Annotated in this window: 13 protein-coding genes; 8 read left to right on the top strand and 5 right to left on the bottom strand. The window is 73.7% G+C overall.

The genetic code is table 11. The annotated features are described in order from the left end of the window. Positions 1-88 precede the first annotated feature (88 nt). Positions 89-8467 carry a type I polyketide synthase gene (locus ACFYYR_RS19790; RefSeq protein ID WP_388854748.1) on the bottom strand — a complete coding sequence of 2793 codons (8379 nt, stop codon included), beginning with the start codon at positions 8465-8467 and terminating at the stop codon, positions 89-91. A gap of 296 nt (positions 8468-8763) precedes the next feature. Here ACFYYR_RS19790 and ACFYYR_RS19785 point away from each other — a divergent pair, with 296 nt between their 5' ends. Further along, the gene (locus ACFYYR_RS19785) at positions 8764-10392 is read left to right on the top strand and encodes a class I adenylate-forming enzyme family protein (RefSeq protein ID WP_388854745.1); all 1629 of its coding nucleotides are present in this window, start codon (positions 8764-8766) and stop codon (positions 10390-10392) included. A gap of 346 nt (positions 10393-10738) precedes the next feature. Here ACFYYR_RS19785 and ACFYYR_RS19780 read toward each other — a convergent pair whose 3' ends face one another. Further along, positions 10739-11233: a winged helix-turn-helix transcriptional regulator gene (locus ACFYYR_RS19780; RefSeq protein WP_388854742.1), complete on the bottom strand. Its 495-nt coding sequence runs from the start codon at positions 11231-11233 to the stop codon at positions 10739-10741. Between the two features lie 103 nt (positions 11234-11336). On the opposite strand from ACFYYR_RS19780, the gene ACFYYR_RS19775 reads away from it, so the two are divergent. The 4 genes from ACFYYR_RS19775 (at position 11337) to ACFYYR_RS19760 (ending at position 15860) form a co-directional block, all read left to right on the top strand. Continuing rightward, positions 11337-12323, top strand: coding sequence for an NAD(P)H-dependent flavin oxidoreductase (locus tag ACFYYR_RS19775; protein ID WP_388854739.1), 987 nt, complete (start codon positions 11337-11339; stop codon positions 12321-12323). Positions 12324-12493: 170 nt separating this feature from the next. Then, a complete protein-coding gene (locus tag ACFYYR_RS19770; protein WP_388854736.1) occupies positions 12494-13324 on the top strand; it encodes an MOSC domain-containing protein in 831 nt (276 codons plus the stop codon). A 160-nt stretch (positions 13325-13484) separates the two neighbouring features. Next, on the top strand, positions 13485-13850 hold the full coding sequence (locus ACFYYR_RS19765; protein ID WP_388854733.1) for a hypothetical protein: 366 nt from the start codon (positions 13485-13487) through the stop codon (positions 13848-13850). Between the two features lie 414 nt (positions 13851-14264). Continuing rightward, complete coding sequence (locus tag ACFYYR_RS19760) at positions 14265-15860, top strand: Na+/H+ antiporter (RefSeq protein ID WP_388854730.1); 1596 nt, start codon at positions 14265-14267, stop codon at positions 15858-15860. Positions 15861-16062: 202 nt separating this feature from the next. Here the strand turns inward: ACFYYR_RS19760 and ACFYYR_RS19755 are convergent, their stop codons facing one another. Continuing rightward, complete coding sequence (locus ACFYYR_RS19755) at positions 16063-17076, bottom strand: helix-turn-helix domain-containing protein (RefSeq protein ID WP_388854727.1); 1014 nt, start codon at positions 17074-17076, stop codon at positions 16063-16065. A 220-nt stretch (positions 17077-17296) separates the two neighbouring features. Between ACFYYR_RS19755 and ACFYYR_RS19750 the strand changes: the two genes are divergently transcribed. Beyond that, positions 17297-18469, top strand: coding sequence for an MFS transporter (locus tag ACFYYR_RS19750; RefSeq protein ID WP_388854724.1), 1173 nt, complete (start codon positions 17297-17299; stop codon positions 18467-18469). Between the two features lie 58 nt (positions 18470-18527). Here the strand turns inward: ACFYYR_RS19750 and ACFYYR_RS19745 are convergent, their stop codons facing one another. Together ACFYYR_RS19745 and ACFYYR_RS19740 are read right to left on the bottom strand one after the other, a co-directional pair. Then, a complete protein-coding gene (locus ACFYYR_RS19745) occupies positions 18528-19430 on the bottom strand; it encodes an aminoglycoside phosphotransferase family protein (RefSeq protein WP_388854721.1) in 903 nt (300 codons plus the stop codon). A 128-nt stretch (positions 19431-19558) separates the two neighbouring features. Further along, complete coding sequence (locus tag ACFYYR_RS19740) at positions 19559-20200, bottom strand: LysE family translocator (protein ID WP_388854717.1); 642 nt, start codon at positions 20198-20200, stop codon at positions 19559-19561. A gap of 528 nt (positions 20201-20728) precedes the next feature. Here ACFYYR_RS19740 and ACFYYR_RS19735 point away from each other — a divergent pair. Then, on the top strand, positions 20729-22705 hold the full coding sequence (locus ACFYYR_RS19735; RefSeq protein WP_388854714.1) for a BTAD domain-containing putative transcriptional regulator: 1977 nt from the start codon (positions 20729-20731) through the stop codon (positions 22703-22705). Positions 22706-22869: 164 nt separating this feature from the next. After that, positions 22870-25899 carry a tetratricopeptide repeat protein gene (locus tag ACFYYR_RS19730; protein ID WP_388854711.1) on the top strand — a complete coding sequence of 1010 codons (3030 nt, stop codon included), beginning with the start codon at positions 22870-22872 and terminating at the stop codon, positions 25897-25899. The last annotated feature ends 254 nt before the right edge of the window (positions 25900-26153 follow it).

The following is a 26153-nucleotide window of genomic DNA, read 5'->3' as shown; positions in this document are numbered from 1 at the left end:
GCCCTGTCCTCCCGGATCCGCCGCGACGGGTGAGTCGGAGGCCATGAGGAGGCCCACCGCCGCCGGCGGGGGACGGCCGGGACGTCGGCTACCGTCCGGCTTCCCCGTCGTGGCCCTGGGGCGCCTCTCCGGAGGCGTCCACTCGGGCGTGCTCGGAGAGCCAGGTGTGGATGGCGAGGGCGGTCGTGCGGGAATGGTCCTCCAGAACGGTGAAGTGGTCGCCGGGCACGGTGATCTCGGAGTGCGGCAGGCTCCATGGATCGGCTGCCTCGATGCCGGGCAGACGGTCTCCGGCCCGGACGAAGAGGGTGGGGGCCGTCAGGGCGGTCGGCTTCCAGCCGGCGTAGAGCTCCAGGTAGCCGGCCATCGCGGTGAGCCGGTCGGTCTCGGCCGAGGCGAACTGTGCGGAGTTCTCCAGCATGCCTGCGGTCATCGCCGAGAGCGCGGGCCCGTCCCCACCGCGGCCGCCGGGGCCGCTTTCCTGGCCGGGATAGGTGTCGATCAGGACGACGGCGGACGGAAGCAGGCCCGCGCCCTCGAGCTCCTCGGCCACCGCGTGTGCCACCCATCCGCCGGCCGAGCGCCCCAGCAGGACGAACGGCTCGTCTCCCGCACATGCGCGTACGGCGGCGGCCTGCGCCGCCACGAAGGCGTCCCGTGTGGCGGGCAGCAGTTCCCGCGGGAGGAAGCCCGGGTTCGGCAGGACCGAAACCGGACGCCGGTCCTGGAGGGCCGGCCCGAAACGGGCGTACTCGTGCGGCCCTGACAGGGCGCTGAGGGCGGGGAAGCAGATCAGGCGGGTCCCGGAGCCGCCGGTCGCAAGGGTGACGGCCGAGGGTGGTGAGCCGAGGCCCGCGGCGTCCTCGAACACCTCACGGAGACGTGCCGCGATCGTCAGGAGGGCCATCCCGTCCCACGCCTTGCCACGGGCGCACGCCGTACGGAAGAGCGCGGACAAGGAGTCGGCGTCCGTGCCGTTCGGGGACGACGTGCCTGCGGCTGCACCGTCCTGACGCCGGGGAGAGGACAACGGGCCGGGGGATTCAGGGGCGTCCTGGGACCAGAGCTCCTCCAAGTGGGCAGCAACCCCACGCGGCGTCGGATGGTCGAACAGGAGCGTGGCCGGCAGAGCGAGTCCCGTCAGCGCTGCGAGCCGGTTGCGCAATTCGACCGCGGCCAGTGAGTCGAGGCCCAGCTCGGCCAGCGCGCGGTCCGCCTCGACCGCGGAATCCCCCGGGCCGTGGCCGAGTGCCAGGGCGGCTTCCGCCCGGACCCGCGAGAGGAGCAGAACACCGCGTTCGCCCGCGGGCGTGGTGGCCAGCTGCCGGCGCAGCGCGTCCTCGCCGTCGGCGTGGGGTCCGGTGAGCGATGCGGAGGCCCTCCGTGCGGGCCCTCGTCCCGGTACACGGGAGAGCGGCGCCCCGGGTTCCCGGGATGCCCCGGCTGCCGCCGGGTCGAGATGAGCGGCCACCAGGACCGCGTCCTGTCCTCCGACGGCGGCGTCGAAGAGCGCGAGGCCCTCCTCGGTCCGCAGCGGGAGGAAGCCGGAACGGGCCATCCGGCGCAGGTCCGCGCCCCGGAGCCCGGCCGTCATCCCACCGTTCTGCTGCCACGGCCCCCAGGCGAGAGAGGTGGCGGGCAGCCCGAGCGCCCGGCGGTGCCGTGCCAGCGCGTCCAGGAACGAGTTCGCCGCCGCGTAGTTGCCCTGGCCACCGGAGCCGAACACCCCGGCCACCGACGAGAACAGGGCGAACACCGCCAGGTCGCTGCTCCGGGTCAACTCGTGCAGGGCGAGGCCCGCGTCCACCTTCGGTCGCAGTACGCGGTCCAGCCGCTCCTGGGTGAGTGACGGGACCACGCCGTCGTCCAGGACCCCCGCGGTGTGCACCACGCCGGTCAGCGGGTGTGCCGCCGGCACGCTCGCGAGCAGCGCGGCAAGCGCCGTGCGGTCGGCGACATCGCAGGCCGCCACCGTGACCTCCGCGCCCAGTTCGGTGAGTTCCGCGCACAGTTCGGCGGCACCGGGCGCAGCGGCTCCGCGCCGTCCCACGAGCAGCAGGTGACGTGCTCCGTGGGCGACCACGAGGTGACGGGCGAACGCCATGCCCAAGGAGCCGGAGCCACCGGTGACCAGGACGGTGCCGTCCGGGTCCAGCCGACGCGGTGCACCATCGGCTGTGGCTGTTGCCGCTGCGGATGCGCGGACGAGTCTCGGTACGTACACGACACCCTGGCGTACGGCCGTCTGCGGCTCGGGGCTCGTCAGGACTCGGGCCAAGGCCCGCGCGGACGCGGGATGGTCGTCGATGTCGATCAGCGAGAAGCGGCCCGGGTTCTCGGTCTGCGCCGAGCGGAACAGCCCCCACACAGGTGCTTGGACGAGAGCGGCACCGTCGTCGCTGACACTTCCGTCCGGATCGGCTCCGGTGGTGACGGCGCCCGAGGTGAGGACGACGAGACGCGAGTCGGCGAGCCGTTCCTCGGCGAGCCAGCCCTGTACGAGCCGCAGCGCCCAGCCGGCCGCACGGTGTGCGGCCGAGGCACGGTCCGGTCCGTCCACCCCGGTGAGCGGAGGGCAGGCGATCACGACGGCCGGTGCGTCGGCCGCCGCCGAGGCCGGGTCCGGGTCCGAGTAGACCGTCGGCCGGATGCCCGACTGCCCCAGTGAGGCGCTCAGTTGGGGGCCCGGCTCGCCGAGGAGCCCGCACGCAGGCGGCTCCGTCGGCATCGGGGCGGAGGAAGCCGTCAGAGGTGTCCACTCCAGGCGGAACAGACTGTCACGGTGCGCGCGTACGCCGCTCAACTGCTCGGGGGAGAGCGGCCGCAGGGCGAGCGAGCGCACCGTGGCCACGAGGGCTCCGGTCCCGTCGGTCAGCTCCAGCCGGGCCGTGTTCCCCGCCGCCCGGGACACCCGGACCCGCAGGGTGCGGGCGCCCGACCGGTACAGCCGCACATCGCTCCAGGCGAACGGGAGCGACAACACCGCTCCGGTTCCGCTGCCGCCGTCGCCCTCCGGGACGGCCTGATCCAGCGTCAGAGTGTGCAGCGCCGAGTCCAGCAGTGCCGGATGCACGGTGAACCGGTGGGCGTTTCCGTGTTCACCCTCCGGGAGTTCGACCTCGGCGAGGAGGTCGTCGCCCAGGCGCCAGGCGGCCCGCAGGCCCTGGAAGGCCGGTCCGTAACGGAGCCCGCCATGCGCGAGTCCCTCATAGAGGCCGGCACCCGCCTCGGTGCCGAGCGGTACCGGTACGGCGCCCGCCGGAGGCCAGGGGGACGGCGTGTCCGGGGGAGTGGGCAGGTCCGGAAGGCCGAAGTCCGCAGAGGCCAGGGTTCCGGAGGCGTGGCGGGTCCACGGGCGGTCGTCGTGTCCGGGAGCGTGCGTCCGGGCGTGGAAGACCACCGCCCGGCGCCCGTCCGTGTCCGCTCGCGCCACCTTCACCTGGAGCTCGACCGTCTCGTCGGGGGACAGCACCAGCGGTGCCGTCAGGGTCAGTTCCTCCAGGACGGAGGCCCCCGTCCGGTCTCCGGCGTGGATCGCCATGTCGACGAAGGCCGTCGCCGGCAGGAGCACGGTGTCCAGCACCGCATGGTCGGCGAGCCAGGGCTGGTCACGCAGGGACAGCCGGCCGCTCAGCAGCAGGCCGTCGTCGTCCGCCGTCGACGTCACCGCTCGCAGGAACGGGTGGGTCGCGGTGTCCGGCTCCGCCGCGGATCCCGCCGGGTCGGCCTCCAGCCAGTACCGCTCACGCTGGAACGCGTAGGTGGGCAGCGCCGTGTGCCGTGCGCCGCGCCCGGCGAAGACCGCGTGCCAGTCCACGTCGACACCGTGGGCGTGGAGTGCGGCCACCGTGGTGAGCAGCGCCCCGGTCTCCGGCCGTGGGCCGCGCAGCGTCGGGACGACCAGAGGCGCGGGGCCGTCCGTACCGCCACCGGACATCGCCGTCGCCGTGTCCGCCGCGTCCGCCGTGGCCGTCGGGCGGCGGCCGGAGAGGCAGTCGCCTGCCAGGCCGGCGAGCACACTGTCCGGGCCGAGCTCCACGAAGTGCGTGGCCCCCCGCTCCGACAGATACCGCACCGAGTCGGCGAACCGGACCGGTCGGCGTACATGGTCCACCCAGTACCGGGGCGAGCGGATCTCCTCGGTGGTAGCGGGCCGGTCCGCCACCGCGGTGACGAGGGGAAGGTTCGGCGGGGAGTAACTGATCCCCTGCGCGACCCGGGCGAAGGCGTCGAGCATGGGTTCCATGTGCGCCGAGTGGAAGGCGTGGCTCACCCGGAGTCGGGTGGTCTCGCGCCCCTGTTCGCGCCAGTGCGCGATGGCCTCCAGCACGGCGGATGCGTCCCCGGAGACGACCACGGAGCGGCCGTTCACCGCTGCGATGTCCAGCCCCCGCGCACGGTCCGCTCCGCCTGCCAGATACGCGGTGACCTCGCTCTCGTCGGCCTGTACCGAGGCCATCGCCCCACCGGTGGGCAGCGCGTCCATCAGACGGCCCCGTGCCGCGACCAGGGTGCAGGCGTCCGCGAGGGAGAGCACCCCGGCGACGTGCGCCGCCGCCAGTTCGCCGACCGAGTGCCCTGCCACCATGTCGGGGCGTACGCCCCAGGACTCCAGCAGCCGGAACAGGGAGACTTCCAGGGCGAAGAGTGCGGGCTGTGCGAAGCGCGTCGTGTGCAGGAGCCCGCCCGCTCGCGAGCCCCCGACGCCCTCGGCGCTCCCCGTGCCGCCCTCGGCGGCGTCGGCGTTCTCGGCGTTCTCGGCGTCTTCGGCGGCGAACACCACGTCCCGAAGCGGCTCCGGCAGAAGCGGGTCCAGAGTTGCGCAGATCTCGTCGAAGGAACGGGCGTAGACGGGGTGGGCCTCGTACAGTTCCCGGCCCATGCCGGCCCGCTGGCTGCCCTGCCCGGTGAACAGGAAGGCGACCGGGCCCGCCGGGCGGGGGCCGCTCGTGCTCAGGCCCGGCCGGCAGCGGCCTTCCGCCACCGCGTCGAGCGAGGCGAGCAGTTCTTCGCGGTCACCGGCCACCGGCACCGCGCGATGCTCGAAGTGGGCGCGGGTCGTGGCCAGGGAGAAACCGAGGTCCAGCAGGTCTGTTCCGGGGCGTTCGGCCACGTGGGCGTGCAGCCGCCGAGCCTGCGCCCGCAGTGCCGGGGCGCTCCTCGCCGACACCGGGAACGGCACGGCCGCCACCGGGCCCGCGGCCGCCTGAGCGGCCGTGGATCCGCTGTCCGGGCGGGCCGGGGCTTCCGGCTTCTCCGCGGGTGCCTCCTCGAGCACCACATGCGCGTTGGTCCCGCTGATCCCGAACGACGACACACCCGCTCGCCGGGGCCGCCCGGCCCGGGGCCAGGGCACCGGACGGGTGAGCAGCGACACCGCACCCGAGGACCAGTCCACGCCGGGGTTCGGCTGCTCGGCGTGCAGCGTACGGGGCAGTACGCCGTGTGCCAGCGCCTGGACCGTCTTCATCACAGCGGCCATACCCGCCGCCGCCTGCGTATGCCCGATGTTCGACTTGACCGAGCCCAGCCACAGCGGGTGTTCACGCGTTCCGGCCTGCCCGTACGCCTCCAGGAAGGCCTCCGCCTCGATGACGTCGCCGAGCCGGGTGCCCGTGCCATGCGCTTCCACCGCGTCGATGTCCGCAGGTCCCAGCCGGGCGTCCGCCAGAGCCTGGCGGATCACCCGTTGCTGCGCCGGTCCGTGCGGCGCGGTCAGGCCGTTGCTCGCGCCGTCCTGGTTCACCGCGGAACCGCGCACCACGGCCAGGATCCGGTAGCCGGCCCGCCGGGCCTGGGACAGCCGGGTCACGAGCAGCATCCCGGCGCCCTCGGCCCACCCGGTGCCGTCCGCCCCCGCCCCGAACGCCTTGCAACGGCCGTCGGGGGCGAGTGCGCGCTGCCTGCTGAACTCGACGAAGGAGTGGGGTGCCGACATCACCGTGGCGCCTCCGGCGAGCGCCAGCGAGCACTCGCCCCTGCGCAGCGCCTGGACTGCCAGGTGCAGGGCCACCAGCGACGACGAGCACGCCGTGTCCACGGTGACCGCCGGCCCCTCCAGGCCCAGGGTGTAGGCGATACGGCCGGAGGCGACACTGCCCGCGTTGCCGATACCGAGGTAGCCCTCCACACGTTCCGGCGTGCGGGCGATACGGCCGGCGTAGTCGCTGTACATGAGTCCGGCGTAGACACCGGTGGGTGTGGAGCGCACCGTGCCGGGATCGATCCCCGCGTGTTCGAAGGCTTCCCAGGCGACTTCGAGCAGCAACCGGTGCTGCGGATCCATGGCCAGGGCCTCGCGGGGCGAGATCCCGAAGAAGGCCGGGTCGAAGCGGTCGACCCCGGACAGGAAGCCTCCCGCGCGTACGTAGGTACGGCCTGCCCGCCCGGGGTCCGGGTCGTACAGCCCGTCCACGTCCCACCCCCGGTCGGTGGGGAAGGGAGTGATGGCGTCGGTCCCGTCCTCGACCAGCCGCCAGAGGTCCTCGGGGCTCTGCACACCGCCGGGAAAACGGCACGCCATGCCGACGATGACCACGGGGTCCTCGTCCGTGCCGGCCCCTTCCGGACGGCTGGGCGTGGCAGTCGCCGTCCCACCGGTGAGCCGCGCCCGGAGATGTGCGGCGAGCTCGGCCGCGGTGGGGAAGTCGAATGGTGCGGCCTCGGACAGCGGGAGGCCGGTCGCCGTCGACAAGCGGCTGCACAGCACCGCCGACGTCAACGAGTCCAGCCCCAGGTCACGGAACGCGGTGCTCTGCTCCACCTCGTCCACGGCACAGCCGAGTACGGCGGCGACCTCGGCGCGCACCAGAGCCGTCAGGTCCGCCGTCTCCGCCACCGTCTCCGGCTCCGCCCCCGTCGGCGTGCGGGCTCCGGCGGGCAGCGGGCGCGCGGACACGCCTGCGAGCGCGTACCGCCTGACCTTGCCCGAGGCGGTACGCGGGATCGCGTCCACCTCGTAGAGGACGGCGGGCACCTTGAACGGTGAGAGGTGTTCCCGGCAGGCGGCGAGAATCGCCCTCCGGTCGAGGGCACCGGCGTTCGCCGGGACCAGGTAGGCGGCCGGGACCTCACCGTGTACGTCGTCCGGGAGGCCGGCCACGGCGGCGTCCCGGATGCCCGGCAGTGCCAGCAGCACCGCCTCCACCTCGGAGGGATGGACGTTCTTCCCGGCCCGGATGATCAGCTCGCCGACCCGGCCCGTGAGGGTGAGTCGACCGTCGGGGCCGAGCCGGGCCAGGTCTCCGGTGCGGTACCACCCGTCGCGCAGGACCTCGGCGGTGTCGTCGGGCCGCTGGTGGTACCCGGCCATGACACCGGGCCCGGAGACCCACAACTCGCCCTCGCCCGAGGCCGGAGCGCCGCTGCCGTCGCCGATACGCGCCCGCATGCCCGGCAGCACCCGGCCGCAGGAGCCGTCCACCCCGGCGGCACCCGGTGCCGTCATGGTGACGGGCCCCGCCTCGGTGCTTCCGTAATGATCGAGGAACGGAACCCGGCAGACTTCCTCGAAGGCCCGCTGGAAGGCGGGAGGGGCGGCCGCGCCTCCGCTGACGCAGCCCCGCAGGGCGGGTGCCCCCAGCCCGCCGTCCCCCACGGCGTCGACGAGCTTGCCGTACGTCGCCGGCACACCGGCGAGCAGGGTGAACGGGTCTTCGGTCCGGCGCAGCTCACCCAGCACGTCCGTCACGGAGAACCGCGGCAGGAGCATGGCGGACGCTCCGGTCGCGGTCACCCCGAGGACGCACAGGATCTGCCCCAGGGCATGGTGGAGGGGGAGGGGCCACAGCAGGCGGTCGTCCGCCGACAGGCCGAGGACGGCGACGAAACCGGACGTCACCGACGACAGCCGGTTGCGCTGGGTGGACAGCACTCCCTTGGGCAGACCGGTCGACCCGGAGGTGTAGAGGAGCCAGGCCACTTCGTCGAGCCCGAGATCATCCGGAGCCGGCACGGGCGGCTCGGTGACGGCCAGGTTCGCGTAGCGGACCATGCCCGCTTGGCCGGCCGGGCCGCCAGGTGCCCCCTCCGCCGGGTGTCCGTCCCGCGTCCCGGCATCCTCGACGAGCACCACGCGCAGCCCGCGGCGCTCCGGCAGCAACGGCCGTAACCGCTCCAGGGAGGACCGGTCGGCGAAGACGACCCGGGCCCCGCTGTCGTCCAGCAGGTGGGCCAACTCGGCGGTGGTGCTCCGCGGGTCCATCGGCACACCGACCGCGCCCGCCCTGGTGACGGCGAGGACGCTCTCGACGGCCTCCACCCGGTTGCCCAGGAGGACCGCCGCTCGTTCCCCGTGCCGCAGACCGAGGCCGACGAGATGTCCCGCCAGTCGGCCGGTCCGCAGTTCCAGCTCCCCGTAGGTCACCCGGGAACGGCCGTCCTGGAAGGCGGTCTTGGTACCGAGACGCCGAGCGTGCTCCCGGAGCAGATCCGGCAGCGGACGGAAGGCGGCCATGTGCGCTGTCACGGTATGAACGCTTCCTCTGGATATGGGAGTTGGCGTCATCACGATAAGCGACCGGTGTGCCGAGCCGGGGGGAGCGGCGCCTGCTTCTCCGCGCAAGGGCCTGCTGGGGCCACACCACGGGGAGCGCTTCCCCGCCATGATGACGGGCGTTCCGTGCGCTCTCTCCAGCGCTCAACTGTCCGGCGAACAAGGGAATTTCGTCACGGGATGAGCATGCGCATGGTACTCCGTCAGCTGATGGCCGAAGGCGGCCCCCGTGAGGCCATGGCGTCTGAACAGCATGTTTGGATGTGTTGGTGATTGTTAACGCACAGGAAACATCTGAGCCGCGGACCTACGTGGACCGCATTCTGGAGCACTGGCACACGGACGAGGGCGCCGAGGCGCTCGTCCAGGGGACACAGCGGCTGACCAGAGGGGAGGCTCGCCGCCGGCTGTTCAGGCTGGGGCATGCACTGCGCGGGCAGGGGCTCGCGCCCGGCGACGGAGTGGGGCTGTTCCTGGCCAATCGCGTGGACTCCGTCCTGGTGCAGCTCGCCGTCCATCTCATCGGCTGCCGCGTCGTGTTCCTGCCGCCCGAGCCAGGGCCCGGCGAGCTCGCCGCGCTGGTCGAGCAGTCCCGGGCGCGCGCCGTGGTCACCGACCCGCTCTTCGCGCAGCGGGCCGCCGACGCAGCCGGCCGCAGCGTCCACGCTCCCGTGCTGCTCAGCCTCGGGCCCTGTGAGCAGGAGTGCACCGACCTGCTCGACCTGGCGGCCGACTGCCCGGACGTGCGCCCCGACGGCGTGCCCGCCCCCGGAGCGGACGAAGCGGTCACCGTGCTCTACACCGGCGGAACCCTGGGCCGCCCCAAGCTCGCCGCGCACAGCCACCGGCTCTACGACGCGGTGGTGGACCTGGTGGATGACGCCTCGGAGACCGAAGGCTCCGCATTCTTCCCGGCCATGGGCCAGGGCACGGACCGGGTGCTCGCCGCCACGCTGCTCACGCACGGCAGCGGCCACCTCACCTCGCTCCAGGCCCTGGTGACGGGGTCCGCTCTCGTCGTGCTGCCCGAGTTCGAAGCGGGCGCGGCGCTGACGGTGCTGCGCGAGGAGCGGATCACCGTCACCATGTTCGTACCGCCCATGATGTACGCGATTCTCGACCACCTGGAGTGCGAGCCGGGCGCCCTGCCCGCGCTGCGGCGGATCGTCGTCGGCGGCGCGGCCACCTCGCCCAGTCGGCTGCAGCAGGCGGTCGAGGTGTTCGGGCCCGTGCTCAGCCAGGGCTACGGGCAGTCGGAGGCGCTCGGCATCACCGCGTTCGGTGCGGAGGACCTCGCCTCGGAGGGAGCCCGGCGCCCCGAGCTCTGGCGCAGCTGCGGTCGCGCGATCTCCGACGTCGAGATCGAGATCCGCGGTGAGGACAGCACGGCGGCACTGCCCGTCCGGCAGGTCGGCGAGGTGTGCGTCCATGGAGACACGGTGATGCTCGGCTACTACGAGGACCCGGAGCGCACCGCGGCGGCACTGCACGACGGCTGGCTGCGCACCGGGGACATGGGCTATCTCGACGCCGAGGGGTACCTCTATCTCGTCGACCGGGCCAAGGACATCATCGTCACCGGCCGCACCAGCGACAACGTCTACTCCCGGGTCCTGGAGGACTTCCTGCTCACGCTGCCCGGTGTGCGCAACGCGGCGGCGCTGGGTGTGCCGGACGAGGAGTACGGGGAGGCCGTACAGATCTTCCTGGCCACGGCCGAGGGCGGCGCCGGCGTCGACCCGGAGGCGGTCGGCGCGGCGGTGACCGCCGAGTTGGGAGAGCTGTACACGCCCGCGAAGACGGTGCTGCTGGACCAGCTGCCGATGACCACGGTCGGCAAGGTGGACAAGAAGGCGCTGCGCGCTGCGTGGACGAGCGGGGCCATGGGCACGCCGTAGGCTCCACTGTCGCGGAGCACCCCGGGCCGGTGCGGGGCAAGTGCGCTGGTAGTACAGGGTCTTTGGGGCGCACCTCGAACGGCCGCCGCCCTTTCCCCCGGGAAAGGGCGGCAGGGGCGCGGGACGTCGGCTCCGCTCAGGGCCGGGTGCCGGCCCCGAACCCCGTCCAGCGCAGGTCGACCGGCAGGTGGCCCATGTCGTTGTACAGCAACACCGTCGCGCCGTGCCGTCGCGGTAATCGGCCATCTTCAGCTGCGTTCACTGTCCGGAGTGCTCAACACCGATTCTGCGCGGACCCCGCCGGCCGAACTCGTCCGGTTCGAAGCCTGCTGCTCGCGCCGGCACTTCAGCCTCCGCCGTGCGCGCCGGGACCGTGCGGCTGGCCCTGCCCCTTCTCCACGGTGCAGCCGGCCTCGCGGAGAACGCCCCTGGCGCCGGCGACCCCTTCGACCTGCCCCGCGGCGGGGGCGTCCGGGGCGCCGTCGGCAGGGGTGCCGGGATCGGCGGACCGCTCGGCCAGGGCCGCGGCCCAGGTGGTCGACCAGTCGACGAGGGGGCTGAGCGCGGTGTGGGCCTCTCGTCCCAGGGTGGTGAGGGCGTAGTGGCCGTCCGGAGTCTGGTGCACCAGACGTACCTCGATCAGCTCGACGAGGCGTTGACGCAGCACGCTGGAGGACATGTTGGCGCAGCGTCCACGAAGGGCGCGGAAGCCCAGGGGGCCTTCGTGCAGCTCCCACACCACGCGCAGGCTCCAGCGACGGCCGAACAGATCGAGCGCGGCCATGAGAGGGCTTCCGGTGGCCGAGCCGCGCACCGGCCGTCCTGGTGTCGGTGTGGCCATCGCGGCCCTCCTGCGCTCCTGCGGGTGCACAACCCTGGTGCTTCGGTTTCCGAAACACTAACATCGCCAGTTGATTCGGAAATCGAACCGCTTGGGGGATCCCGTGACGACCTTGACCACGCCTCTGTGCCGGCAGTTGGGAATCGAGGTGCCCGTGGTGCAGGCGCCCATCGGGTCCGCGGTCACGACGGATCTGGTGGCTGCGGTGGCGGAGGCGGGTGGGCTCGGCACCCTCGCTCTGACGTGGGTCACCGCGGAAGAGGCGGTGCGCCGGATCCGGGAGGTCCGGCGGTTGACGCCGAAGCCCTTCGCGGTGAACGTGGTGCTGGACTTCCCGGTCGACGAGATCCTCGATGCCTGCCTGGCGGAGAGTGCGCCGATCATTTCGACGTTCTGGGGGGATCCCTCGGCTGTCGCCGAACGCGCCCGCTCGGCCGGCGCCGTTCACCTCCACACGGTCGGCTCCGTCGCCGAGGCCGAACGCGCCGTTGCCGCAGGCGTCGATGTGATCGTGGCCCAGGGGTGTGAGGCGGGCGGCCATGTGCGCGGGGAGACCACCACGATGGCGCTCGTGCCCGCCGTCGTGGACGCTGTGCACCCGGTGCCCGTCATCGCGGCCGGCGGCATTGCCGACGGGCGCGGGCTCGCCGCCGTACTGGCTCTCGGCGCCCAGGCCGGATGGCTGGGCACCCGGTTCCTGACGGCATCCGAGGCGGCCACGCACGAGGTCTACCGCCAAGCCGTGATCCGGGCGGCGCCGCAGGACGCGGTGCACACGCGGTGCTTCGACGGAGGCTGGCCCGACGCCCCGCACCGGGCACTGCGCAACTCCACACTCGACGCCTGGGAGGCCGCGGGCCGTCCCGCCGCGCCGAACCGTCCTGGAGAAGGCACCGTGGTGGCCGGCAGCGCCGACGGACGGACGTGGTCGCGTTACGAGGACATGGTCCCGGTGCCCGGCATATCGGGGGAGTTGGAAGCCCTCGCCCTCTACGCGGGCCAGAGCGCCGGGCTCGTCCATGACGTCGCTCCGGCGGGCCGCATCGTGGCCGGCATCGCCGCCCGTGCCGCAGCCCTCAGGGGCGCCTGACGGGCAAGGCCACCGCTTCCACGCGCTGACCGGCCACGCGCTGACCGGCACTCAGCGCAGCCATGTCGGTGAACCGCTCCGCCGGTCGCCCGGCACCGCTGACGGATGGATCAACCGGCTGCCGAGGAAGGCGCGTTACGTACCTGACGGCGTGCTCTTAAGGTGTCAGCATGCCCACAGTCACCGAACTGATCACCTACCCCGTCAAAGGGTGCGCCGGCGTTCCGCTGACGGAGGCCGCCCTCACTCCGGCAGGTCTCCCGCACGACCGCAGTTTCCTGGTCGTCAGTGATCGGGGTGTGTTCCGCACCCAGCGCACCGATCCCCTGCTGGCGGTGATCCGGCCCGACGTCAGCTCCGACGGCAGCCAACTCACCTTACGAATAGAGGGGGGTGGATCAGTGGACATCGAGGTGGACACCACCTCGCCGCGGAGGGACATCGACCTCTTCGGGGAACAATTCCGTGGCATCGACCAAGGAGAGGCGGCCGCCGACTGGCTGTCCGAGACGCTCGGTACGGACTGCCGGCTGGTGCGTGTACCACCGGAGCACGACCGGCTGGCCGACGGGCTCATCCCGGGCACCTCCGGCTACGCCGACAGCAGCCCGCTGCACCTTCTTTCCATGGCCACCTTCAACGACCTCAATGAGCGGCTGGCAGCCGCGGGAAAGCGAACCCTGCCGATGACCCGGTTCCGGCCGAACATCGTGCTGGACGGGTGGCACGAGCCGCACACCGAGGACCAAGTGCACCGGGCCGAGGTGGGCGACGCCGAGCTGGGGTTCGCCAAGCTCGCTCTCCGCTGCGCCGTCACCCTCGTCGACCAGGAGACCGGTACCAAGGCCGGACCGGAGCCACTGCGGACCTTCGCCTCCTACCGGCGCGCGCCTGGGGGCGGTGTGGCTTTCGGCTCGAAATTCTCCGTCGTTCGGACCGGGAAACTGGCGGTGGGAGATGAATTCACCGTCACCGCATGGCTGGGGGACGGGACCGGCTGACCTGAGAGGAACAGGTGACGGCCATTCACCGCACCTTCACAAGCCGGGTGGAGGTCGGTCGGCGAGGGCTAAAGTCATTGCCCCCGCCGACCCGGCGCACCTAGCTTGGAAGGGAAAGTGCACCTGCACGACTGCAACACAACGGGGAGCTGATTTCTGCATGTTCAGGGGAAAGGCGAAGATCTTCGGGGCGCTGGCATCCGGCGCTGTTCTGACGATGGCCCTCGCGTCTCCGGCCAGTGCCAACGGGTACGTCGAGACGGAGAAGTGGGGCAATCTGAAGGCCGGCGCGGGACAGGCGATCTTCTTCAGCAAGGGGGAGACCGTGCAGCTCGTCGACCGCTACGCGGACGGCCGGGGAGTCACCGCGTACGTCGGTGGGCGCTCCATCACGAACAGGACCGGCGGTTCCACCAACCACAATCTGTCCTTCCCCGAGGGAAAGACGATCGCCTTGAACGTCTGCCTCATCGATGGCGACGACATCGAGGACGGGACCTGCGCCTACTCGAAGGTCCGCACCTGACGGCGCGCGTCGACGCTGGTGTCCAGCCGGTTCGGGCGAGTGCAACGTCCCGCGCCGGGGACTCACTGTCGGCGGGCCGCTGACTCGGATGGCAGCCGCTGAGGCCCTCGTCGAAGCCTTCCGCAGCACGCCTTCCGGCAATGACCCATGGACACACAGGGCCCGCCTCCGGCCGTTGGCCGGGGGCGGGCCTTCCCGGTGATGAGCACCAGTCCGATCGATGGGTGCGCCCGGTCCGCCTGGAACGGGCGTCCGGTCGGCCCGCGCCCGGCGCGGCGTCGGAGTGGGTGTCGCAGCGCCGGCGTGGGTGTCCCAGCGTCGGCGTGGGCGTCGCTCGGCGGAAGCGACACGGCGCGAACTCGTCCGATTCGTTCCTTCGGTCCCGATGTGTGCCGCGGATGGCAGAGTGCTTCCGTGCTGGGTCTGGAAATCACCGTCGTCGTGCTCGCAGCCGTCCTGTTTTTCACCTGGGCCGCCCGCCGACTCCACATCAGTGAACCCGCGCTGCTCCTGTGCGGCGGATGTCTCATCGGGCTGACCGACGCATTCGGCTCGGTGGAACTCACTCCGGACGTCGTGCTCCTGCTGTTCCTGCCCGCACTGCTCTACTGGGAGTCCTCGACGACCTCGCTGGGGGAGATCCGGGCCAACCTGCGCCCCATCGTCCTGCTGTCCACCAGTCTCGTTCTGGCGACCAGCGCGGCCGTGGCGGCCACCGCACACGCCCTGGGGCTCTCCTGGCCCGTGGCCTTCATGCTGGGTGCCGCCGTGGGGCCCACCGACGCCATCGCCGTGGCAGCCGTCGCCCGCGCACTGCCGCGGCGCATGCTGACCACACTGCGCGCGGAGAGCCTGATCAATGACGGAACCGCCCTGGTCCTCTTCGCCGTCGCCGTCGGCATCGCGACCGGGGAGCATCCCTTCTCCTGGTCGTCGACCGTGGTGCAGTTCGTGGCCGCCTACGCGGGCGGCATGGCGATCGGTGCTGTCGCGGCACTGGTCATCATCGCCGTCCGGCGGCGCGTCCACGACACCCTCATCGGCAGCGGACTGAGCGTCCTCACCCCGTTCGCCACCTATCTGCCCGCCGAGGTGGCACACGTCTCCGGGGTGCTGGCGGTCGTCACCTGCGGGTTGATGATCAGTCAGTTCGGCCCGCGTGTGGTGGACGCCGGGATCCGTGTCATGTCCAACTCCTTCTGGGAGGTGAGCACCTTCCTGCTCAATGCGGCTCTCTTCGTGCTGGTCGGCATGCAACTGCCCACCGCCGTCCGCAGCCTGTCCTCCCTGTCCCTCTCCCAAGCCGTATGGGCCGCCCTGGCGGTCAGCGCCGTGGTCATCCTCACGCGGCTGGCCTGGGTGTACACCGTTCCGTACCTCATCCGGGCAGTCGACCGGCGCCCCCAGCAGCGGGCCCGCCGCGTCAGCGCCCGGCACCGGCTGCCCGGCGCTCTCGCGGGAGTCCGGGGCGCCATCTCGCTGGCCGTCGCGCTCGCCGTCCCCACCACGACTGACGACGGCGAACCCCTGGCGGGCCGTGACGCCATCGTTTTCATCACGGTGGGCGTCATTCTGGTCACCCTCGTGCTGCTGGGGCAGGCGCTGCCCGCGATCGTGCGATGGGCGCGCATGCCACCCGACACCGGCGGCGAGGAGGAACGGACCGCGCAGCGTCTCATCTCCGCCGCGGCGCTGGAGGCACTGCCCGTCCGGGCTCAGCGTCTCGACGTGCCGGACGAGGTCGTGGAACGGGTCGCCGATGAACTGCGGGCCCATGCGGCCGACGACGACGGTTCACCGGGCGGGGAGGAGCCGTACCGGAAGGCCGCGGAGCTGCACCGCGCGCTGCTCCAGACCAAGAAGGAGGAACTGATCCGGCTCCGGCGGGAACGGCTGATCGACGACACCGTCCTCCTCCGTGTCCAAGCCGTCCTGGACGCGGAGGAGGTGCGCCTCGATCTCCGGTACCCCGTCCCGCCGGAGGGACCGGACGACGTTTCCGGCCGGTAGCGCCCGCTCGGGGGAGTGCCTGCTCGCGGAGTGCCTGCGGACGGCCGGCGCAGGAGTGTCGGGCCGTCGAGGTGTACCCGTTCCCGGAGAACCAGGGCGGGTCAGCGTCGCTTCAACCACGTGAAGGCGCCGAAGGCGAGGCCGATCGCCGTGACGGTGACGAGTACCGCCATGATCTTCTCGCCGGTTCCCAGCATCCCGATCATCTGTAACCCCTCGCAGTGTGTGGTGGAGTGGGCCCCACGGCTTCTCCAGGGAGTGAGAGGCGCTGCGACGTGCGCCGGTTCCCATGGGCCCACTCCTGTTGCATGAGGGCGGGAGGCGCCGCGCCCGGTGCCTCCCGCCCTTCCTCAGGGCGGCCGCCGGGCGGCGCCGACAGCGTCCGCAACGCGTCCTCCGTGGCGGCGTCGTCGGGCAGATACGTCAGGAAGTGGTGGCCCGGCTCGTCGACCGCGGCCAGTTTCACGTACCGCAGGCGCAGATCACCGGCGGTCGGATGCCTGAAGTGCCGTACCGCGGGCTGGAATTCGGCCGTCTCCCGCCGCCGGTACCAGCACGCCGCGTCCGGGTCGGCCAGCAGCGTGCCGATCAGCTCGGCGAACCGCGGGTCCCGAGGCGACCGCGCGGCCCGGGCGCGGAACTGCCCCAGCAGGGCACGGGCCTCCCGCTCCCAGTCGGCGAGCCGGGTGCGGGCGCCGGGCCAGTGGAAGACCAGCCACAGGAGGTTGCGCTCGCCGGGGCGGAGCCGGGCCGGATCGGTCAGGAGAGCGGCGTACGCGTCGTTCCACGCCAGCAGGTCCCAGTGCGGATCGAGGACCACTGCCGGATGCGGCGTCATGGCCCGCACCAGGCTGTGCAGATTGCGGGACACCCAGGTGGGCGCCGCCGCGGGCGGCTCCGCCACGAACGACAGCACATGCGCGCGCTCCGCGGGATCCAGCCGCAGCGCCGTCGCCACCGCACGCAGCACCTGCTCGGAGGTGCGGACCCGGCCCTGCTCCAGCCACGTGTACCAGGACGTACTGATACCGGCGAGATCCGCGACCTCGGTGCGCCGCAGCCCGGGTGTCCGGCGGCCGGGAGTCTCCGGCAGCCCGACGTCCGCCGGGGCGAGCCGCTCCCGGCGCGAGCGCAGAAAGGCCCCGAGTTCGGCCTCGGGGGCGGCGTGGGGCGCTCGCGCGGATCGGGTGGGGCCCGACGGTCTGCCGCGTGCCATGGTGCCGGTCCTCCGGGGTCGTGGACGTCCGCTCCGGGCACCGGCGTGTCCCGCACCGGCCTTCGGAGCCGGGAGGTGCAGGTCTCCCGACTGCCTGTCAGCAAGGGTAATAGCCGGCGGCGTCCACGCCGGCGGGTCCGGTGCTGGACTGGGGTCAACTCCGCAGCCTGTGTGCGGAGTTCACCAACCTTCGCCGAAGCCACGGAAGGTGTGCCCGACCATGACCACCGCACTCCCCTCACCGGCGGCGACCCACCTGTCGCCGTCCGCCCTGCGGCTGCTGCGTACCGCGGGGTTCGTCAGCAACTTCGACCGCTTCTGCATCGCCCCCATGCTCGTACTCATCGGCCCGCAGCTGGGCGCCCCGTTACCGGTGGTGGCCCTCGCGGCCGGCGGCTACTACCTCGCCTACGGCCTCATGCAGCCGGTGTGGGGCCTGGTCAGTGATCTCCGGGGCCGGGTGTGGGCGATGCGGGTGTCCCTCGGCGGTGCGGCCGTTGCCGCCCTGGGCTCCGCGGCGGCATGCAACGCCCCGGTGCTCATCGGGGCGCGCATGGTGGCCGGCGGCTGCTTCGCGGCGGCGATCGCCGCATCCCTGACCTACGTCGGCGACACGGTGCCCGCGGCGGTGCGGCAGCGCCCGCTGAGCGAGCTGATGACCGCCTTCGCCCTGGGCACGGCCACGGCGTCCGTGGCCGCGGGCGCCCTGGCCCACTGGCTGAGCTGGCGGCTCGTCTTCGCCGTGCCCGGACTCCTCGCGGCCGGCCTGGCGGTGCGGCTGCGGCGGCTGCCCGAGCCCGAACGGGAGCGGCCCCGCACCCCGTTGGCCCCGTTCCGCCTGGTGCTGCGTTCGGGGTGGCAGTGGTTCGTCATGGCGGTGGCCCTGCTGGAGGGGGCCGTCCTGCTGGGCTTCCTGACCTATCTGGCACCGGCGCTGGAGGCGCGCGGGGTGCCGGTCCCGCTGGCGGGCGCGGTCGTGGCGCTCTACGGGGTCGGGTCGATGGCGGCGGCGCGGCTCGTTACGCGCCTGGTCGGCCGGTGGACACCGGTGCGCCTGATCGTCGTGGGCGGGGTGCAGACCGGGGCGGCCCATCTGCTCGCCGGGTGGAGCCAGTCCGTCCCGGCCCTCGTGGTGGCGGCACTGCTGCTCGGCGGCGGCTGGTCCTTCCTGCACTCCACGGTCCAGTCCTGGGCGACGGCCCTGGTCCCCGCCGCCCGCGCCACCGGGGTCGCGATGTTCGGCGTCGCCCTGTACGTGGGCAGCGCGCTGGCGACCGGTCTCGCCGCGTCCACCGCGGACCACCACGCCTACCGGCCCCTGTTCTGGCTCGCCGCCGTGCTGACGGTGCCCCTGACGGTGGCGGCGGCCGCGGGGCGGGCCCGCTACCGGTGAGAGACGCGGATCCTGTTCGAACCGCCAGCCGACACCCGTAAGCCATGCCGACGACCGGTCAGCAGCCCGCCTCGGTGTCCGCCAGCACCTGCCTCAGGGCATGGGACGCCTGGCGGACCATCGCGGGGTCGGTGTCCCAGTAGTACGGCAGCGCCGTCACCGCCTGCGCGAGGGCCCAGCCGCGGCCGCGCAGCCAGGCGGCGGGCCCGGCGGCCGTCCGCGCGCGGAACTCGGCGCGGTTCGGGCCGGTGAACAGGTTCCAGGCGGGCAGCAGGTCGACGGCCGGGTCGCCGACGCCCAGACAGCCGAAGTCGATCACCGAGGAGAGCCGGTCCCCGGCCAGGAGGAGGTTCCCGGGCAGAAGGTCGCCGTGGATCCATGTCACGGCGGAGGCGGGCTCGGCCGTCAGCGACTCCTCCCAGGACCGCAGCACGTGCGCTCCCGCCACACGGTCGCCGAGCTCCGCCACGGCCCGGCGCACGGAGGCGTCCAGACCCGCGAGCGGCCCGCCCCGGGAGCCGTGGGAGAACAGGGGAGCGCCCTCGGTGTCCACAGCGCGCAGCGCGGTGACGAACTCGGCCAGTGCGGTGGCGACGTGTGGCGTGTCACCGGTCGTCGGGGTGGCGGCCTCGCCCGGCAGCCACGCGTGGACGGACCAGTCGAACGGGTAGTCCCCGTCCGGCCTTCCCACCGCGACCTGGGCGGGAATGGGCAGGGGCAGCCGCGGGGCGAGCACCGGGAGCCACTGTGCTTCCGTCACCGCCTGCTTGACGGCCCCGGCGACGCGCGGCATGCGGACGGACAGCGCGTCCCCGAGACGGTAGACGCGGTGATCCGTCCCGGAGGACGGAAGGGGGCGGACGGGCAGCCCGGCCCAGTCGGGGAACTGCCCCGCCACGAGCCGACGGACGAGCGCGGCGTCGGTCCGGACCTCATCGGCGTGCAGGGTGGTCGCTTCCATGGGGGGCATCATCCCAGCCGGGGGAGCGGTGTGGAGGGAGAAGGGGGAAGGCATCGGACCTCGGGGGCGGGATCCAACTCCTCGATGACGACAGCTGTCGAGGCCGCGACGAGCACTCGCCGGGACGATCAGCGAACCGACTCCGCTGCGGTGCCGACGCCCAGGGCCACCAGGACTCCCGCTGCTGTTCGCTCCAGGACCGTGTTGACCCGTGGCCGCCTCAGCCAGGTGAGCATGCGGGCCGCGGTCGTTGCCACCAGCATCAGCCACAGTGCCGCGATCGCGGCGTCGATCACTCCGAGGACCAGGGTCGGCACGAGCGTCGAGTGATGGTCGGGGAGAAACTGCGGGACCACCGCGACGAAGAAGAGTCCCACCTTGGGATTGAGCAGACAGCTCAGAAGGCCTTGGCGAAAGGCGCGTCCGGGCGTTGGTGCGTCAGTGGCGGCTTGCTCTGAGACCGGCAGCCGCTGGGCCGTGCCGCGCCGGTGCGCCCACAGACCCTGCACGCCCAGGAGGATCAGATACGCGGCACCGGCCAGACGAACAGCCGTCAGCGCCGCATCCCACCGCTGAAGCGCCGCAGCCAGGCCGAGCGCGGCGGCCACGGCCCAGGCGAGTGAGCCCCCGGCCGCACCCAGCGCTGTCGCGACACCGGAAAACCGGCCACCGCGCAGGCAGTTCCGCAGCACCAGAAGAGTGTCCGGACCCGGCGCCATGGTCACCAGCAAGGCGAAGAGACTGAAGCCGACGATGGCGGCGGCGGTCATGGAAAGCTCCCCTTCTCGGCGTCACCCATGGTTCAGGGGCCCCGCCACGGACAGGCCGGGGGCAGCCCGGTCGGTCAGTGTAATCGCCAAGATCGTTCCGAATGGGGGTTGTTGGCGCGGGGCAGGCCTGCCAGTGGCGTGTTGGGGCTCGACCTGCCCTCGGGTGGATTCCGCTTCCGCAGCGGTGTTACCGACCGTATACCGCCCCTCACGAGCCGCGTTGCGTGCCGTGCGGCTCCGACGGCACCGAACGGACCGGTTCCCGCTCAGCGGTCGACGGCGTCCGGGGGCCCGGTCCGGCCGGGCCGGTCGATGCCGTTCCGTCCCGTCCCCGGTGCGCCCTCGGGCCCGCCCGGGTGTCGGTCGGACTCGTCGCGCGGTGTCGCTATGACGCGGATCTCTTTCCCGGCGGCAAACAAACCGCAGGGGCGATTCATGGCTCCTTGCCTGGTGGGGGAGTGTTACGGAAGTGGCCGGAGTGCCGGTCGCATCCGGGCCTGCTGGGCGAGACAGTGCATGGGGAACGAGATGACCGCCGGGGCTGAGACGGTGCGCTACGCGCTGCTCGATCGACTGCGCGCATGGCGCGGCGCGGAGGAGGTGGAGCTGGGATCGCGGCAGCAGCGGACGCTGTTGGCGCTGCTGCTGCTCCGCCAGGGGGCGCCGCTGTCGGTGGACGGGCTGGTGGCAGCCGTCTGGGGGCAGGATCCTCCGCTTCGGGCCGTCGGCGCGCTGCGGACCTATGTCTCCCGCTTACGGAAGCTGCTGGAGCCGCGCCACGGCACCGGGGACGCGCCGGCCGTGCTCGTGTCCGAACACGGCGGCTATGTGCTGCGGGTCCCGGTGGAGGCGGTGGACCTGGGGCGGTTCCAGCGGGACGTGGCCGCGGCGGAGCTCGCCCGGGCGGCGGGCCGGCCGGGTGAGGCGCGGGAGTTGCTGCGGACCGCGCTCGCCCTGTGGGGCGAGGAGCCCCTGGCGGGGCTCGGCGGCCCCGGCATCGAGGCCGAGCGGGCCCGGCTGTCCGCGCGGCGGCTCTCCGCCCTCGAGTCACGGCTCGCGCTCGACGTGGAGCTGGGGGAGCAGGCCGCGGTCCTCGGCGAGCTGCGTGAACTGACGGAACGTCATCCGCTGCGGGAGCGGCTGGGCGAACTGCTCATGCGGGCGCTGGTGCTCAGTGGCCAGGAGACGGAGGCGCTGGCCGTCTACGAACGCACCCGGCGGGTCCTCGCCGCGGAGTTCGGTCTCGACCCCGGGCACGAGATGGCGTCGCTGGCCGGTAGCCTCCCCCTGCGCCGGGCGCCGGGCGGTCCGCCCGCCCCCGGCTCCCTCCCGCAAGCGGCGACGGCGGCCGGGACCGGCACCGTGCGGAGCGGCTTCCACCGCCCCGCACAACTCCCGCGCGACCTCGCCGACTTCACCGGCCGTGACGTGGCCGTCGAGCGGGTCACCGGGGCACTCACCACGGCCGTCGGCCGGGCGGTGCCCGTGGTGCTGGTCTCCGGCATGGCCGGGGTGGGCAAGAGCGCGCTCGCCGTGCACGCCGCCCACCGGGTGCGCGGCCACTTCCCGCATGGGCAGCTCTACGCGGATCTGCGCGCCCCGGACGGCGGGCCCGCGGATCTCGGGGGTGTGCTGGGGTCGTTCCTCCGCGCCCTCCGGGGACCGGTCGAGCCGATCCCGGAGAGCGTCGCCGACCGCGTCTCCCTGTACCGCACCGAACTCGCCGAACGCCGGGTCCTGGTGTTCCTGGACAACGTCACCGACCCGGAGCTCATCGGGCCCCTGCTGCCCGGCGGCCCGGCCTGTGCCGCACTGATCACCAGCGGCGTCCGGGCCACGGCGCCGGCCGGCGCCGGTCACACGCATCTGGACGTGCTCACCCCGGACGAGGTGCTCGCCTGGCTGGAGAAGGCGATCGGCCCGGAGCGGGTCGCGGCGGAACCCGAGGCGTGCGCGCGGCTGGCCGAGGTGTGCGGAAGCCTGCCGCTGGCCGTGCGCATCCTCGCCATGCGGCTCGCGACCCGGCCGTCCTGGACGGTCGCGTCCGTGGTGGAGAGCGTGTCCGGCCGGAACCGGCCGGCCTGGCTGCGCGTCGCGGACCTCTCCGCGGAGGGGGTGTTCCAGCGGGAGTACGCCCGGCTGCCGGTCCGGCTCCGTCAGGCGCTCCCGGCGGTGGCCCGGTCCGCGGACGAGGACGGCGTCATCGGGACGGCCGCGCTGGCCGGAGCCCTGGGCAGGTCCGCGCACGCCGCACACGACCTCTGCGAGGAGCTGGTCGACGTCAGCTGGGTGGAGTCCGCGGCGCCCGGGCACTACCGGATCCACGGTCTGCTCCAGGAGTTCGTCGGCGCCCGGGAGTTCGCCGGTGCCCGGGAGGCGGGCGGCGGACCGGGGCGGGAGGACGGTCCCTACGCGGAGATTCTCTTCGCCCCCGGTGACGAGGGCGGCCGCGGCGCGGCGGCGCGCCGGCTGCGCCCGGGCGGGCAGGACGACCTTGCCTCCTGAGCGCATCCGCCGACCAGCCGGCGTGCCAGCCGCACCGACGCCCGCCGCGGCCGGCCGTACTCCGATAATGATCAGGGGCGGAGCACCACGCAGGCGGCTCCGCCGGCCAGTCGGCAGCCTGCGGGCCCAGGTCCCAGGGCCACCGATCCCCAGGGAGACCCTTCGTGCCGTCCCACCACCCCGTCCCGCCGCCCGGATCGCCGGACCTCTCCTTCCAGGTGCTCGGCCCGCTGCACGTCGGGGTCGACGGCCGGGGCACCGAGGTACGGCCGCCCCTGTGCGCGGCCCTGCTCGCCACCCTGCTGCTGCGCCACGGCCGCCGCGGCAGCACCGCGACGCTCGTCGACGCGGTCTGGGGGGCCCGCGTGCCGGCCCGGGCCGCCGGTTCGCTGCGCGGCCATGTCGCCCGGCTGCGCGAGCTGCTGGAGCCCGGCCGTCCGCCCCGTACCCCGGCGCGCGTCCTGGTCACCCGGCCGCACGGATACGCCCTGCGGCTGGAGCCGGACGCCCTGGACCTGACGGTCTTCGACCGCCGGGTGGGCAGCGCGGAGCGGGCGCTGCGCGCCGGACGCCCGCAGGACGCGCGGCGGTTGTACGACGCGGCGCTGGAGCTCTGGTACGGCGAGCCGCTGGCCGGAGTGCCCGGACCGTTCGCCGCCGCGCAGCGTGCCGCCCTGCGCGAGCGGCGGCTGGCGGCGGTGGAGGCCCGCTGGTCCGTCGAGCTGACGCTCGGCGGACACGCCCGCGCCGTCGAGGAGTTACGGGCCCACGCCGAGGAACACCCGCGGCGCGAGCGGTTGCAGGAGCTGCTGATGACCGCGCTGCACGAGACGGGCCGGCAGACCGAGGCCCTGGAGGTCTACGCCCGCACCCGCCACGCCCTGAACGGGAGCGGAAGCCCCGCGCCGGCCGCCGGACTGGAGCAGGTGCACCGGCGCATTCTGGCCGGTGAGCGGGCCCGTGACGGCCACTCACCCGGCCCCGGACACACCGCACTCCGCGGCCGCGCCGACGGCGGGACGGCGCCCGACGCGGCCCCCGCCGCCCCGTTCCGGCCGCTCGCCCCGGTGTCCGTCACGCTGAACCTCCCGTCGGACATCACCGACCTCGTCGGCCGGGACGCCGTGGTGGAGCAGTTGCAAGGCGCCCTGGAACAGGGCCGGGTGGTGGCGCTGAGCGCCATCAGCGGCATGGGCGGCGTCGGCAAGACCGCGGTGGCCGTACGGGTCGCCCACGCCGTCCGCGGGCGCTTCCCGGACGGGGTGTTCTTCGTCGACCTGTCCGGCATGGACCGCCGGCCGGCGGACCCGAACCAGGTGCTCGGCGACGTCCTGCGTGCCCTGGGTGTGGCCCCGGCCCACCTCCCGGTGGAGTCCGCCGAGCGCGCCGCCCTGTACCGGTCGCTCCTCGCCGACCGGCAGGTTCTCCTCGTCCTCGACAACGCCCGGGACCTGGACCAGGTGCGCGACCTGCTGCCCGCCGGCCCCGGCTGCGGCGTCCTGGTCACCAGCCGCACCCGGCTCGCCGGGCTGAGCGGCGCGACCCTGGTCGACCTGGAGGAGCTGACGGAGAGCGCCGCCCTGGCCCTGCTCGCCCGGCTGGTGGGGGACCGGCGGGTGCGGGCCGAGGAGGAGGCGGCCCGCGCACTGGTCACGGACTGCGGCCGGCTGCCCCTGGCCGTGCGGATCGTCGCGGCGCGGCTGGCGGCGCGGCCCGCCCTGCCGGTCGCGGAGCTCGCCCGGGCACTCGCCGACGAACGCCGCCGGCTGGCGGAGCTGAGCGGTGACACCGCCGCCGTCGAGCCGACGTTCCGGCTGGGGATCGGGCTGCTCACCGCCGAGCAGCTGCGGGCGTTCCGCCTCCTCGCGCTGCCGGCCGTCCCGGAGCTGTCCCGGTCCGCCGCGGCCGCCCTGCTGGACCGCCCCGAGCACGTGACCGAGTACCTCTGCGAAGCCCTGGTGGACGCGAGCCTGCTGCAGTCGCCGGCCCCGGGCCGCTACCGCTACCACGACCTGCTGCGGCTCTTCGCCAGGGAGTCCGCGGCCGACGGGCTGCCCGCCGCGGAGCGCGATGCCGCGCTGGTCCGGCTGCTGCGCTCGTCCCTGGCTCTCGCCCGGGACGCCTACCGGCTCGCCACCCCGGACGACGCCTTCCCCACGGACGAGGAGCCCGCCGGGGCGGCCCGGCGCGGCACCGGACCGCGGCCCGTCGCCGCGTTCGCCTCCCAGGAGCAGGCCGCCGCCTGGCTGCTCGACGAACAGGCCGCGCTGCTCGCCCTCGTCGAGCAGGTCGCCGGCGTCCCCCGAGCGCCCGCGTCCCTCTGCGCCGAACTGCTGCTGGCCACCGACCCGCTGGGCCGCAACAGCACCCGGACGCGGAACCTGGAGCGGGCCGCGCGCGCCGTCCGGGACGCGGCCGAACGCTCGGGCGACGCCCCGGCCGAGGCCGCCGCGCACTACATGCTGGGCGGCGCGTTCGCCATGCGGTTCGAGATGCCGGCCGCCGTGCCCCATCTGCGCACCACGGCCGGCATCTGCCGCCGCGAGGGCCGCCGGACGCTGCTGGCGCACGCCCTCAACGCCCTCGGCGGCTGCGCGCTCGCCCTGCGCGACTTCCCGGCCGCCCTGGAGCACTTCACCGAGGCGCTGCCGCTGGCCCGGGAGACCGGCAGCCCCGGCTGCGAGGCCCTGACCCTCGGCTACCTCGGCCTCGCCCTGCTGGCCACCGGCCGGCCCGGGGAGGCCGTGCGGTCGGGGCGGGCGGCGGTCGCGCTCGCCCGGTCCCGCGGCGACAGCGGCGGCGAGGCCAACGCGCTGCGGGCGCTGGGCCAGACCCTGCTGTACGCGGGGTTCCCCGACGAGGCGCTGGAGTGCCTGCACTCCAGCCTGGAGCTGTGGCGCCGGACCGGGTCCTCGTTCCGGGAGTCGCTGGTCCTCGGCGGGCTCGCCGAGGCGTACAACCTGACGGGCCGGCCCGAGGAGGCGATCGGCCACGCGGCCGAGGCCCGGGAGATCGCCACCCGGCACGGCGACGCGTACCTGCTGGGCCGGGCCCTCACCCAGCTCGGCCACGCGTACGGCGCCCAGGGCCGTACGGAACAGGCGGCCTTCCACTACCGGTCGGCGCTCGGCGTCTTCCGGCGGCTCGGGATGCCGGACGCCGCGGACGTCGAGGCCCGGCTCGGCACCGGCTGACCCCGGGCGTCCACCGCACCACGGGCCGTACCCCACCTTCGGCGCCCCACCGCTTCCCGCGGTGGGGCGCCCGTCGTCGTGCCCGTCGGACGGCACCCCGGGCCTGCCGGACGAGGCGTGAACGGCGCCCGGTTGATGTGCCGTTGATGCGCTGTTGAGGGCGTGCGAGCACAGCGCTGCCAGGCTCTGACCAACGCCTGACGCGGACGTTCGTCGCACGAACGAGCGCGCCACGGCGGCCCGGGCATCGCGCG

This window comes from Streptomyces sp. NPDC001922, from assembly GCF_042891165.1.
Classification (GTDB): Bacteria; Actinomycetota; Actinomycetes; order Streptomycetales; family Streptomycetaceae; genus Streptomyces.
The sequence above is the reverse complement of the archived record's forward strand: the minus strand, read 5'-3'. Positions and strand labels throughout refer to the sequence as shown.